The following is a 12925-nucleotide window of genomic DNA, read 5'->3' as shown; positions in this document are numbered from 1 at the left end:
TTCATCCCTTTTCTGATCCTCGGGGTCACCGGCCGTCAGGCCGGGCCGCCGAAGATGTCGATCCGCTCGCCCTCGGCCAGGCTGACGATGGCGCGCTTGGTGTCCTTGCGCTTGCCGTAGCCGAACCGGGTCCGCTTGCGCTTGCCCGGCCGGTTGAGGGTGTTCACGCTCGTCACCTTGACGTTGAACACCTGCTCGACGGCCTGCTTGATCTGCGTCTTGTTCGCGTCGGGGCGGACGATGAAGGTGTACTTGTTCTCGTCCAGCAGCCCGTAGCTCTTCTCGGAGACGACCGGCGCGATGATGACGTCGCGGGGGTCGGCGATCTTCGTCACTTCGCCCCCTCCTTCTTGCTCGCACGCGCGATGAACGCGTCATAGGCCGCCTGCGTGAAGACCACCTCGTCGTTCACCAGCACGTCGTAGGTGTTGAGCTGGTCGGAGACGAGGACGTGCACGCTCGGCTCGTTGCGCAGGCTCTTCCAGGTGAGCTCGTCCTCGCGGTCCAGGACCAGCAGGACGCGCTTGGCCTCGGTCACGCCCCGCAGGGCGGCCAGCGCCGTCTTCGTCTTCGGGGTGTCGCCCTCGATCAGGTTGTCGACCACGTGCACCCGGCCGTAGCGGGCGCGGTCCGACAGGGCGCCGCGCAGCGCGGCGGCCTTCATCTTCTTGGGCGTCTTCTGCGAGTAGTCCCGCGGCTGCGGGCCGTGCACGACGCCACCGCCGGCGAACTGCGGCGCGCGGGTCGAGCCCTGGCGGGCCCGGCCGGTGCCCTTCTGCCGGTACGGCTTCTTGCCGCCGCCGGAGACCTGGCCCCGGGTCTTGGTGGAGTGCGTGCCCTGCCGGGCCGCGGCCAGCTGCGCCACCACGACCTGGTGGATCAGCGGGACGCTGGTCTTGGCGTCGAAGATCTCGCCGGGCAGCTCGATGTCCAGCTTGGTGGTCACTTGCCCGCTCCCTTCACAGCGTCGCGGACCAGCACCACGCCGCCGTTCGGACCGGGAACCGCGCCCTTGATGAGCAGCAGGTTCTTCTCGGTGTCGATGGCGTGGACGGTCAGGTTCTGCACGGTGGTGCGGGCGTTTCCGTGCCGCCCCGCCATGCGCAGGCCCTTGAAGACGCGACCCGGGGTCGCGCAGCCGCCGATCGAGCCCGGCGAACGGTGCTTGCGCTGGGTGCCGTGGGAGGCGCCCAGGCCGCGGAAACCGTGGCGCTTCATGACGCCCGCGGTGCCCTTGCCCTTGCTCGTGCCGGTCACGTCGATCTTCTGGCCGGCCTCGAAGACCTCAACGGTGATCTCCTGGCCGAGTTCGTACCCGGTGGTGTCGTCGGCCCGCAGTTCGACGAGATAACGGCGCGGCGTCACGCCGGCCTTCTCGAAGTGACCCGTGCGCGGCTTGTTCACCTTGCGCGGGTCGATCTGCCCGTACCCGATCTGGACGGCGGTGTAGCCGTCGTTCTCCTGGGTGCGGAGCTGGGTCACGACACACGGCCCGGCCTGGACGACGGTCACCGGAACGATCCGGCCCTCATCGTCGAAGACCTGGGTCATGCCGAGCTTCTCGCCCAGGACGCCCTTCCTCTGCTCACTCATCTCTCGGTGCGTCCCTTAGAGCTTGATCTCGATGTCAACGCCGGCCGGAAGGTCGAGCCGCATCAGCGAGTCGACCGTCTTGGGCGTGGGATCGATGATGTCGATCAACCGCTTGTGCGTGCGCATCTCGAAGTGCTCGCGCGAGTCCTTGTACTTGTGCGGCGAGCGGATGACGCAGTACACGTTCTTCTCGGTCGGCAGCGGCACCGGGCCCGCGACCTTGGCGCCCGTCCGCGTCACCGTCTCAACGATCTTCTTCGCGGAGGTGTCGATGACCTCGTGGTCGTAGGCCTTGAGCCGGATGCGGATCTTCTGTCCCGCCATGGTGGCCTCGGTGTCCTTTACTGGTAGTGCCGCTGGTTTCCCTGGTCGTGACACGGCGGCCCGCTCGCGGATGTCGGGTCCGGGTCGTCCCCGGTCCCGGCACGCGGCGGGCCGCCGCGTACACGAGAGTCCTACTTGTTGATCTTGGTGACGCGACCCGCGCCGACGGTCCGGCCACCCTCACGGATGGCGAACTTCAGGCCTTCCTCCATGGCGACGGGCTGGATCAGCTCGACGCTCATCTCGGTGTTGTCGCCCGGCATGACCATCTCGGTGCCCTCGGGGAGGTTCACCACGCCGGTCACGTCGGTGGTGCGGAAGTAGAACTGCGGGCGGTAGTTGTTGAAGAACGGCGTGTGCCGGCCGCCCTCGTCCTTGGACAGGATGTAGACCTGCGCCTCGAACTCGGTGTGCGGGGTGTTGGTGCCCGGCTTGATGACACACTGGCCGCGCTCGACCTCTTCGCGCTTGATGCCGCGCAGCAGCAGGCCGACGTTGTCGCCCGCCTGGCCCTGGTCGAGCAGCTTGCGGAACATCTCGACGCCGGTGACCGTGGTCGAGGTCGACTCGGGCTTGATGCCGATGATGTCGACCGTCTCGTTGACGTTGACCACGCCGCGCTCGATCCGGCCGGTGACGACGGTGCCGCGGCCGGTGATCGAGAAGACGTCCTCGATCGGCATCAGGAACGGCTTCTCGGTGTCACGCACCGGCTCCGGCACGTTCTCGTCGACGGCGTTCATCAGCTCGACGATCGACTCGCCCCACTTGGCGTCGCCCTGCAGGGCCTGGAAGGCGGACACGCGCACGACCGGGACGTCGTCGCCCGGGAACTCGTACTCCGACAGCAGCTCGCGGACCTCGAGCTCGACGAGCTCCAGGATCTCCTCGTCGTCGACCATGTCGCACTTGTTCAGCGCGACGACGATGTAGGGCACGCCGACCTGGCGGGCCAGCAGCACGTGCTCCTTGGTCTGCGGCATCGGGCCGTCGGTGGCGGCCACCACCAGGATCGCGCCGTCCATCTGCGCGGCACCGGTGATCATGTTCTTGATGTAGTCCGCGTGACCGGGGCAGTCCACGTGCGCGTAGTGCCGGGCCTCGGTCTGGTACTCGACGTGCGCGATGGAGATGGTGATACCGCGCTCGCGCTCCTCCGGCGCCTTGTCGATGTCCTCGAACGGCGTGAAGGGGTTGAGGTCGGGGAACTTGTCGTGGAGCACCTTGGTGATCGCCGCGGTAAGCGTGGTCTTACCGTGGTCGATGTGACCGATGGTGCCGATGTTCACGTGCGGCTTGGTCCGCTCGAACTTGGCCTTCGCCACTGGTTGCTCCTTGTTGCGATCCTCGGCCGGCTAGCCGGCCGCTTCGTGTTCTGGCTGGTGATCTGGGACAGTCCGGGTGTTACTCGCCCCGAGCCTTGGCGATGATCTCCTGCGCGACGTTCCCGGGAACCTCGGCGTAGGAGTCGAACTGCATGGTGAAAACAGCCCGGCCCTGGGTCTTGCTTCGCAGATCACCCACGTAGCCGAACATCTCCGACAGGGGCACGAGGGCCTTGACGACCCGCATCCCCGAGCGCTCGTCCATCGACTGGACCTGACCGCGCCGGCTGTTGAGGTCGCCGATCACGTCGCCCATGTTCTCCTCGGGCGTCGTGACCTCGACCGCCATCATCGGCTCCAGCAGCGTGGGGGCCGCCCGCCGGGCCGCCTCCTTGAACGCCATGGAACCGGCGACCTTGAACGCCATCTCCGACGAGTCGACCTCGTGGTAGGCGCCGTCCTTCAGGGTGACCTTGACGCCCACCATCGGGTACCCGGCGAGCACGCCGAACTCGGCGGCCTCCTGGCACCCGGCGTCCACCGACGGGATGTACTCCCGGGGGATGCGGCCACCGGTGACCTTGTTCTCGAACTCGTAGCCGTCGCTGCCGCCGCCGAGCGGCTCCAGGTCGATGATCACGCGGCCGAACTGGCCCGAGCCACCCGTCTGCTTCTTGTGGGTGTACTCGACCTTCTCGACCTTCTTGCTGATCGTCTCGCGGTAGGCGACCTGCGGCCGGCCCACGTTGGCGTCGACCTTGAACTCGCGCTTCATCCGGTCGACCAGGATCTCCAGGTGCAGCTCGCCCATCCCGGAGATGACCGTCTGACCGGTGTCCTCCTCGGTGCGGACCTGGAACGACGGGTCCTCCTCGGCCAGCCGCTGGATCGCGGTGCCCAGCTTCTGCTGGTCGGCCTTGGTCTTGGGCTCGATCGCGACGTGGATGACCGGCGCCGGGAAGTTCATCGACTCCAGGACGATCGGGTCCTTCTCGTCGCACAGCGTCTCGCCGGTGGTGGTCTGCTTGAGACCCATCACCGCGACGATGTCGCCGGCGCCCGCGCGCTCGATCTCGGTGCGCTTGTTGGCGTGCATCCGGTAGATCTTGCCGATCCGCTCCCGGCGCTCCTTGACGGAGTTCAGCACGGTCGAACCGGACTCCAGCACGCCCGAGTACACCCGGACGAAGGTCAGCTTGCCCAGGTGCGGGTCGCTCATGATCTTGAACGCCAGGGCCGAGAACGGCTCTTCCTCGCTGGGCTTGCGGATCAGCACCTTGTCCTCGTCGCGCACGGCGTGGCCCTCGATGGCCTCGACGTCGAGCGGGGAGGGCAGGTAGCGGACGATCGCGTCCAGCAGCGGCTGCACGCCCTTGTTCTTGAAGGCGGTGCCGCAGGTGACCGGGGTGAGCTTGGCGGCGATGGTCGCGCGGCGGATGCCGGCGTAGAGCTGCTCCACGGTGGGCTCGTTGCCCTCCAGGTACAGCTCCATGATCTCGTCGTCGTTCTCGGCGAGGGTCTCGACCAGCTTGTCGTGCCACTCGCGGGCGGCGTCGGTGTGGGTGTCGGGGATGTCGACGACGTCGTACATCTCGCCGAGCTTGGCCTCTTCGTTCCAGACCAGGGCCTTCATCGTCACGAGGTCGATGACGCCCTTGAAGTCGGCCTCGGCGCCGATCGGCAGCTGCAGCACCAGCGGCGTGGCGTTGAGCCGGTTCTCGATCATGTCGACGCAGCGGTGGAACTCGGCGCCGACCCGGTCGAGCTTGTTGACGAAGCACATGCGCGGCACGCCGTAACGGTCGGCCTGGCGCCACACCGTCTCGGACTGCGGCTCCACCCCGGCGACTCCATCGAACACGGCGACGGCGCCATCGAGCACCCGCAGGTTGCGCTCCACCTCGACGGTGAAGTCGACGTGCCCCGGGGTGTCGATGATGTTGATGGTGTGCTTGACGTCCTGGACCGGCCATTCGCAGGTGGTGGCCGCGGAGGTGATGGTGATCCCCCGCTCCTGCTCCTGCTCCATCCAGTCCATCGTCGCGGCGCCGTCGTGCACCTCGCCGATCTTGTAGCTCATCCCGGTGTAGTACAGGATGCGCTCGGTCGTGGTGGTCTTGCCCGCGTCGATATGGGCCATGATCCCGATGTTGCGGACCTTGGCCAGGTCTACACCGGTTTTGGTAGCCACTGTGTCCTCGCCTCGAAGTCGTTCGTGTACCGCCGGGTTACCAGCGGTAGTGAGCGAAGGCCTTGTTGGACTCCGCCATCTTGTGCGTGTCCTCGCGCTTCTTCACCGAGGCGCCAAGACCGTTGCTGGCATCGAGCAGCTCGTTCATCAGCCGCTCGGTCATGGTCTTCTCGCGGCGCTGCCGGGCGTACACCACCAGCCACCGCAGTGCGAGGGTGGTGCTGCGGGCGGGCCGCACCTCCACCGGGACCTGGTAGGTCGCGCCACCGACGCGGCGGCTGCGGACCTCCAGGGTGGGCTTCACGTTGTCGAGCGCGCGCTTGAGCGTGACGACCGGGTCGTTGCCGGTCTTCTCGCGGGCGCCCTCCAGGGCGTCGTAGACGATGCTCTGCGCGATCGAGCGCTTGCCGTCAAGGAGAATCTTGTTGACCAGCGCGGTGACCAGCGGCGAGTTGTACACCGGGTCAGCGATCAGCTGGCGCTTGCCAGCGGGGCCCTTACGCGGCATCAGCTCTTCTCCTTCTTCGCGCCGTAACGGCTGCGCGCCTGCTTGCGGTTGCGGACGCCCTGGGTGTCCAGCGAACCGCGGATGATCTTGTACCGAACGCCCGGGAGGTCCTTCACTCGGCCGCCGCGCACGAGCACGATCGAGTGCTCCTGCAGGTTGTGTCCGACGCCGGGGATGTAGGCGGTGACCTCGATCCCGCTGGTCAGCCGGACACGGGCGACCTTGCGCAGCGCGGAGTTCGGCTTCTTTGGCGTCGTCGTGTAGACGCGCGTGCAAACACCCCGGCGCTGGGGGCTGCCCTTGAGCGCAGGCGTCTTGTTCTTGGTCACCTTGTCCTGGCGGCCCTTGCGGACCAGCTGCTGGATCGTGGGCACCGCGTCTCCGTCTTCCCTCGTACCGAGCCGGTAAGTCTCGTTCTGCCTGAACCTCACGGCGTGAGGCCCCTAATCACCACCACCGCGTGGCTGTGACCTGCCGGTTTCCCGACTCTCTCCGACCCACGCGGTCGGGCGTGTCGCACTCTCTTCACAAGAGCGCCGCACACCACCGCCCGGCCCTCCACGGGGCCGAATCAAGCCGGGGAGTTTGGCGCGACGCGGAGGACGGCACCTGTTCACAGGTCCTGGCCCGCGCGCACGCAGAGCGGCCCGCATAGAGCGGGCACGAAGGAAGAGATTACCTAGCCATGCGCCAAAGTGCAAAGCGAGCACCGCATTACCGCGCGTGCCCCTTCCGGCGCAAGCTCGCGACGGCACGCGAGCCCGTTTCTCCGTTGGCGAAACGCCTGGACACCGACGGGAGTTCCCGCGAGGGGGTGCCGCATCCACCGGCATTGTGACCCGGCCCCACCGGTTTGGGGAAGACCTGGCCGAATCTTGTGTCTTCCCTGACCGGCTCGCCGGCGCCCACCGTGTCCGGGGCCCACGCGGGACCCCGGACGGGCGGACCGCCGGTAGGGCCGGTGTGGCCTGGGCTAGAGGAGGAAGGCGAAGACGACCACCGCGAGGATGACCACCACGGCGGCGACCCCGGCCACGATGAGCAGGAGGTTCTTGTTGCCACCGCCCTTGGAGCCGCCCTTGGAGCCGCTCTCGGAGGCACCGCCGTAGGAGGGCTGGCCGTACTGCTGCCCGTACTGGCCCTGCTGGCCGGGCTGCCCCTGCTGGCCGGGCTGCCCGGGCTGCCCGTATTGCTGGGGCTGGCCGTATTGCTGCTGCTGCTCACCCTGCTGGCCGTATTGCTGCTGACCGTACTGGGGCTGCTGCCCGTACTGCTGCTGTCCGGGCTGCTGCTGCCCGGGCTGCCCGTAGCCCTGCTGCTGGCCCTGCTGGCCCTGCTGGCCGTACTGGGGCTGCTGCTGGCCGTACGCCTGCTGTCCGGGCTGCCCCTGCTGCTGGCCCCACTGCTGGCCGATGTCCATGCGGGTCTGGTCGGCATTGGCCGGGGCGTCGCCGCCCTGCGCACCCTGGGCGGAGGCGTCGAACGCCTGCGTCGACTGGGTGTCCTCCCCCTGAGGCGCCGGACCGCCGTATGCCGGCGGCTCCTGCCCGGACGAGGCCGCGCCGAAGCCGGAGTCGGGCGGCGGCACCATCATGGTCCGGTCGTGGTCGCCCTGCTGGCCGGACTGCCGGCCCGGCTGCTGCGACTGCGCCTCGGGCTGCCAGGGCTCGGGCGTGGCCGGCGGGGTCGGGGCCTGCCACGGCTCGGCCGGAGGCTCGGACTGCCTGCGCTCCGGCCCGGTGGCGACGGGGATGTCGGTCCCCGGCGACCAGTGCAGGGTCGCCTGGTCGTCCACGACGGGCCTGGCGGGCTGCTCGCCGGCGGCGGGCCCGGCGCCCGGCCCGGGGACGATCAGCGTCCGGTCGGTGGCCGCCTCGGGCTCGGCCTGCCGCTGCGGCGGCGGCTGCTGCTGCTGCTCGTGCTGGGCGCCCGCCTCGGGCGCGCCCTGGGGCTGCCCGTACTGCTGGCCGGGCTGGCCGGGCTGGCCGGGCTGGCCGTAGCCAGGCTGCGGCTGTTGCTCGAAGCTGGGCGTCACGGGCGGCGGCCCGTAGCCCTGCTGGGGCTGCCCGTAGGGCCCCTGCTGCTGCTCGTAAGGCTGCTGGGGGTACGGAGACTGCTGCCCGTAGCCCTGCTGCTGGCCGTACTGCTGCGGCTCCTGGGGGGCGCCGTACGGCGGGGGCGGCGGACCGGGGTCGGCCTGGGGCTGCTGGACCTGGATGGATTCCACCATCGTGGGCGGGGGCGGAGGCGGCGTGGACCGCTCCTCCTGGCGCGGGGGCTCCTGGCGCTGCGCGGGGGGCTGCGGAGGCTGCGGCGGCGCGGGCGGCTGCCCGCCCGGCTGCCCGCCCGGCGCGTGGCCCCCGAGCTGCGGCGCTCCGAAGACCACCGTGCGGTCGCCCAGCGGCCTGGAGGGCGGCTCGTTCTGTTCCGGCTGTGCCCCCTGCTCGCCCGCGGGGGTCTCCCTGTCGTCAGGCATCGGCCACTGCGGGCCCTGCGTGCCGTCATTCTCGGTCATCGTCGGGCTCCTTCAGCGCCGTTGTCCTGGGCATTTCCCGCTCCCAGGCCCGTGCCCGTCGGCCCGGAGACGCGCGGCGCATAACGCGGCCTCCAGGACTCATGCCGTGTTCCCGTGCGGCGACCTCGCCACGCTGGGGACTTTCGTCCCCAAGCCTGCCCCGATCGCCGGTCCTATCGCAAATCTTGACGCTCCCCACGCCGGTTGGCGAGCGATTCCCCGCAACGAGGAGTTCATGCCGCCCTCCGGGGACGGAGGGGCGGTCTCGCCGTCCCCGGGCCGGGTTCAGGGGACGGGGTCGGTGTGGACCGGCAGAACGATCCGGAAGGTCGCGCCGTCGCCGGGCGCCGTGCGTAGCTCCACCCGCCCCTCGTGCCGGGCGACCAGGGAACGGACGATGGCGAGCCCGAGGCCGGCGCCCCCGCCCTCGGCCCGGCTGCGCGAGCCGTCGACCCGGTAGAAGCGGTCGAAGATCCTTGCCGCCTCGTCCTCGGCCAGTCCGGGTCCCGCGTCCTCGATCTCCAGGACCGCGGCACCGCCCCCACCGGCGTCCCCGTTCGCGTGCTCGGTGCCCACGCCGATCCGCACGGGCGTACCGGACGGGGTGTGGTGGACGGCGTTGCCGATGAGGTTGGCGACCACCTGGCGGAGCCGGGTCTCGTCACCGAGGACCGGGGCCCCGGCGGGGGCTCCGCCGCCGGGGCCGGTGAGCCGGACCGGGCGGGACGGGTCCAGGGCGCGCAGGTCGTGCAGCGCGTCGGCCGCGAGGGTGCGCAGATCCATCGGCGTCCGCTGGAGGGGGAGGGCGTCGCCGTCCTCGGCGGGCGGCTCGTCCAGCCTGGCGAGCAGCAGCAGGTCCTCGACGAGGCCGGCCAGGCGCGTCGCCTCGCGCTCGATCCGGTCCATGGTGGCGTCCACGTCGGCGGGCCGCGGCAGGCCGCCCATCCGGTACAGCTCGGTGAAGCCCTTGATCCCGAAGAGCGGGGTGCGCAGCTCGTGGCCCGCGTCGGCCATGAAGCGGCGCATCCGGGCCTCGGACTCGGCCCGTGCGGCGAACGCCCGCTCGATCTGGGCGAGCATGCCGTTCAGGGCCGTGCTCAGCCGCCCGACCTCGGTGTCGGGCGCGGCCAGGTCCGGCACCCGGCGGGACAGGTCGCCGGCGGCGATGGCGGCGGCGGTGTGGTCGATGCGGCGGAGCGGGCGCAGCCCGGCGTGCACCGCCAACCAGCCGATCCCGGCGAGCCCGGCCACCACCGCGCAGCCGATGAGCAGGCAGCCCACGCTCAGCCGGTCGATGATGGCGTCCCTCTCCTCCAGCGAGACGGCCACCGCCACCGTGCCACCGGACGCCCCGGGCGCGTCGTGGGGAAGGGCGAAGACCCGCCAGGACGAGCCTCCCCGCCGGTCCTCCGCTTCGAAGGGCCGGCCGCCGCGTGCGGCGACCGCGGCCCGGTCCAGCCGGGGCAGCCGGGGGCCGGAGACGGCCTCGCGGGGGGACCGGCGGGGTCCCTGCTCGACGGCCCCGGCAGCGTTCAGGTAGGTCACATGGAGGTCTCCGAGCAGGTCGGATCGTGTCATCAGGCCCTTGACGGGCGCGGTGGCCGAGCCGGGGACGGGGCCGGGCACGGGCGGCAGCCGGGAGACGACCGCCGCCAGCGGGGCCAGCTGGCCGTCCAGCCGTTCCGTCAGCTGGCCGTGCAGGACACCGATCACCAGCGCGTTGCTGATCGCCAGGCCGGCGCCCGCCAGGGTCACGCTGATGAGGATCAGCCGGGCGCGCAGCGACATCCGCAGGATCCGGCGTGGCACCCCCCGTACCCGGACGGCGGTCATGGCCTGGGGTTGCGCAGGACGTAGCCGACCCCGCGCACGGTGTGGATGAGCTTGGGCTCGGTGCCGTCCACTTTGCGTCGCAGGTAGCTGATGTACGACTCGACGATGCTCGTGTCACCGCCGAAGTCGTACTGCCACACCCATTCGAGGATCTGCTGTTTGGACAGGACCCGGCCGGCGTTCTCCATGAGGTGGTGCAGCAGCTTGAACTCCGTCGGGGAGAGGGCGATCCGCCGGCCCGCGCGCAGCACCTGGTGGCCTTCGGGGTCGAGTTCCAGGTCGGCCACGGTCAGCGTGGGGTCGTCGGCGAGGCCGCCGGTGCGGCGCAGGACGGCGTGGATGCGGGCGATGAGTTCCTCCACGCTGAACGGCTTGGTGACGTAGTCGTCGCCGCCCGCGCCCAGGCCGTCGATCTTGTCCTGGGTGGTGTCGCGGGCGGTGAGGAAGAGCACGGGCACGCCGGTCCGCCGCCCGGCCCCGCCCGGAGCCCGTTCCCGCAGGCGGCGGATCACCTCGAAACCGTCCATGTCCGGGAGCATGACGTCCAGCACGACCAGGTCCGGCGGGTTCCGGACGGCCGCCGCCACCGCGCCGGCCCCGGTCGCCGCGGACGTGACGGTGAAGCCGGCGAAGCGCAGGCTGGCCGCCAGCAGTTCCCGGATGGTGGGCTCGTCGTCGACCACCAGCAGGCTCACCCCCGCGTTCGGCGCCGGTCCGGCCGGTGCCCGATCTGCCCGCATACTCGTCCCCTCCGTTGGCCTGGGCCCAGGATCGGGCAGGTTTCGCCCACCCGTCCATCACGGTGCCCGGGCGTCTCTCCGACGCCTTCGGCGCGGCGGTCAGACGTCCCGGATCCGGAACACCGCGAAGGCGGCCGCCAGCACGACCAGCACGACCGCGCACATGACCCCGAACCCGGCCCAGGGGGCGAGGAGGGCCGGGTCCTGATGGACCGCCATGATCTGGCGGCCCGCCATGGTCGGCCAGAACCTCCCCATCGGGCGCGCCCAGGAGCCGGGCAGGACGGGGATGAAGGCGGGCACCAGGAAGGTCACCGCCACCACCACTGCGAAAGCGCCCGCGGTGGCCCTCAGCAGGGTGCCCGCGGCCACACCGAAGAGCCCCACCAGCGCCAGGTAGAGTCCGGCGCCGAACACCGCGCGCAACGCCTGCGGATCTCCCAGGGTCATGTGCGGGGCGCCATGGCCGGCCAGCAGGCGCTGCCCCACGAGGAAGGCGGCGAAGCCGGTGATCGTGCCCGTCGCGAGCGCGACCATGGCGAACACCGCGCTCTTCGCGGCCAGCAGCCGGCTCCGGCCGGGCACGACCGCGAGGCTGGTACCGATCATGCCGGTGGCGTACTCGGACGTGACGACGAGCACGCCCAGCACCCCGATGGCGCACTGGGCCAGGATGTATCCGGACAGGCCGACGGCCGCCGGATCGAACGCGGCCTGCTCCTCCGCCGTCGCGGCACCGTACTGCCGGCCGCGGGCGAGGCTGATCAGAGCACCCGCCCCCACGCCCAGCACCACGGTGCCCAGCAGCGTGTACGCGGTGGACCGTACCGTGCGGATCTTCGTCCACTCCGAGCGGACCGCGTCGGCGAACGTGGCGGACCGGCTTCCCCGCCGCGCCTGCGCCCCCATGGCCGGCGTCACGGCGCCGTTCCTTCGGCGGTCACGTATTCGGCGCTGTCCCGCGTCAGTTCCATGAACAACGTCTCCAGCGACGCCTGGCGCGGCGTCAGCTCGTACAGCGGCACCTCGTGGGCCGCCGCCAGGGTTCCGATCTCGGCGGCGTCCATGCCGCCCACGATGAGGACGCCGTCGTTCTCCGGACGCACGGTGGCCCCGGTGGCGGCGAGGCGGCGGGCCAGCTCTTCTGAACGAGGGGTGCGTACCCGTACCGTCCGGGGCGCCCTGGACCGGGTGAGCTCCTCGACGCTCGCGTCCGCGACCAGCCGCCCCCGCCCGAGGACGATCAGGTGATCGGCCGTCAGGGCCATCTCGGTCAGCAGGTGGCTGGACACCAGGACGGCGCGTCCCTCGCCCGCCAGGCCCCGCATGAGGCCGCGGATCCACGTGATGCCCTCCGGGTCGAGCCCGTTGACGGGTTCGTCGAAGACGAGCACCCCGGGATCGCCGAGGAGGGCGGCGGCTATGCCGAGCCGCTGCGCCATGCCCAGGGAGAACGTGCCGACCCGCCGCCGGGACGCCGCCGCCAGCCCGACCAGCCCGAGCACCTCGTCCACCCTCCGGCGGGGGATGCCGTTGCTCTGCGCGAGGCAGAGGAGATGGTCGAAGGCCCTGCGACCGCCGTGGACGGCGCGGGCGTCCAGGAGCGCGCCGACCTCCCTCATCGGGGCGGGGCTGCCGGCGTAGCGGCGGCCGTTGACCGAGACGGTCCCGCCGGACGGCGCCGCCAGCCCCAGGATCATCCGCATCGTCGTCGTCTTGCCGGCCCCGTTCGGCCCCGCGAACCCCGTCACCACACCCGGGCGCACCGTGAAGGTCAACTCGTCGACCGCGGTGATCCCGCCGAATCGCTTGGTCAGGCCACGAACCTCAATCACCGGTACTCCCTCGGGCGGCCCGGTCACGGTCACGGGGGACGCGGAGTCCCCATCCGATCCT

At 70.8% G+C, this 12925-nt stretch carries 13 protein-coding genes; all 13 read right to left on the bottom strand.

Annotation, left to right across the window (positions count from 1 at the left end):
• Window positions 1-35 precede the first annotated feature (35 nt).
• A complete protein-coding gene (gene rplW / locus IW256_RS02655; protein ID WP_197009425.1) occupies window positions 36-335 on the bottom strand; it encodes a 50S ribosomal protein L23 in 300 nt (99 codons plus the stop codon).
• The gene (gene rplD, locus IW256_RS02650) at window positions 332-946 is read right to left on the bottom strand and encodes a 50S ribosomal protein L4 (RefSeq protein WP_197009424.1); all 615 of its coding nucleotides are present in this window, start codon (window positions 944-946) and stop codon (window positions 332-334) included. Before rplD ends, rplW begins: the two co-directional genes overlap by 4 nt.
• Complete coding sequence (rplC, locus tag IW256_RS02645) at window positions 943-1593, bottom strand: 50S ribosomal protein L3 (protein ID WP_197009423.1); 651 nt, start codon at window positions 1591-1593, stop codon at window positions 943-945. The genes rplD and rplC overlap by 4 nt, the downstream gene beginning before the upstream one ends.
• Before the next feature lie 15 nt (window positions 1594-1608).
• A complete protein-coding gene (gene rpsJ / locus IW256_RS02640; RefSeq protein WP_018657599.1) occupies window positions 1609-1917 on the bottom strand; it encodes a 30S ribosomal protein S10 in 309 nt (102 codons plus the stop codon).
• 131 nt (window positions 1918-2048) lie between these two features.
• Window positions 2049-3242, bottom strand: a complete 1194-nt coding sequence (gene tuf, locus IW256_RS02635) for an elongation factor Tu (protein WP_197009422.1) — start codon at window positions 3240-3242, stop codon at window positions 2049-2051.
• A 79-nt stretch (window positions 3243-3321) separates the two neighbouring features.
• Window positions 3322-5433, bottom strand: a complete 2112-nt coding sequence (gene fusA, locus IW256_RS02630) for an elongation factor G (protein ID WP_197009421.1) — start codon at window positions 5431-5433, stop codon at window positions 3322-3324.
• Between the two features lie 37 nt (window positions 5434-5470).
• A complete protein-coding gene (rpsG, locus tag IW256_RS02625) occupies window positions 5471-5941 on the bottom strand; it encodes a 30S ribosomal protein S7 (protein WP_197009420.1) in 471 nt (156 codons plus the stop codon).
• Window positions 5941-6315 carry a 30S ribosomal protein S12 gene (gene rpsL, locus IW256_RS02620; RefSeq protein WP_019632621.1) on the bottom strand — a complete coding sequence of 125 codons (375 nt, stop codon included), beginning with the start codon at window positions 6313-6315 and terminating at the stop codon, window positions 5941-5943. The genes rpsG and rpsL overlap by 1 nt, the downstream gene beginning before the upstream one ends.
• A 599-nt stretch (window positions 6316-6914) precedes the next feature.
• Entirely contained in the window at window positions 6915-8456 is a 1542-nt protein-coding gene (locus tag IW256_RS02615; protein ID WP_197009419.1) for a hypothetical protein, read from the bottom strand.
• 285 nt (window positions 8457-8741) lie between these two features.
• Complete coding sequence (locus IW256_RS02610; protein WP_197009418.1) at window positions 8742-10289, bottom strand: sensor histidine kinase; 1548 nt, start codon at window positions 10287-10289, stop codon at window positions 8742-8744.
• Window positions 10286-11029 (bottom strand): response regulator transcription factor, encoded by a 744-nt coding sequence (locus IW256_RS02605; RefSeq protein ID WP_197009417.1) that lies wholly within the window; start codon window positions 11027-11029, stop codon window positions 10286-10288. The genes IW256_RS02610 and IW256_RS02605 overlap by 4 nt, the downstream gene beginning before the upstream one ends.
• A gap of 99 nt (window positions 11030-11128) precedes the next feature.
• Window positions 11129-11950: an ABC transporter permease gene (locus IW256_RS02600; protein ID WP_197009416.1), complete on the bottom strand. Its 822-nt coding sequence runs from the start codon at window positions 11948-11950 to the stop codon at window positions 11129-11131.
• A complete protein-coding gene (locus IW256_RS02595; protein WP_197009415.1) occupies window positions 11947-12864 on the bottom strand; it encodes an ABC transporter ATP-binding protein in 918 nt (305 codons plus the stop codon). The genes IW256_RS02600 and IW256_RS02595 overlap by 4 nt, the downstream gene beginning before the upstream one ends.
• Window positions 12865-12925 lie beyond the last annotated feature (61 nt).

This window comes from Actinomadura viridis (assembly GCF_015751755.1).
GTDB lineage: Bacteria > Actinomycetota > Actinomycetes > Streptosporangiales > Streptosporangiaceae > Spirillospora > Spirillospora viridis.
This window is presented reverse-complemented; position numbering and strand designations above follow the sequence as displayed.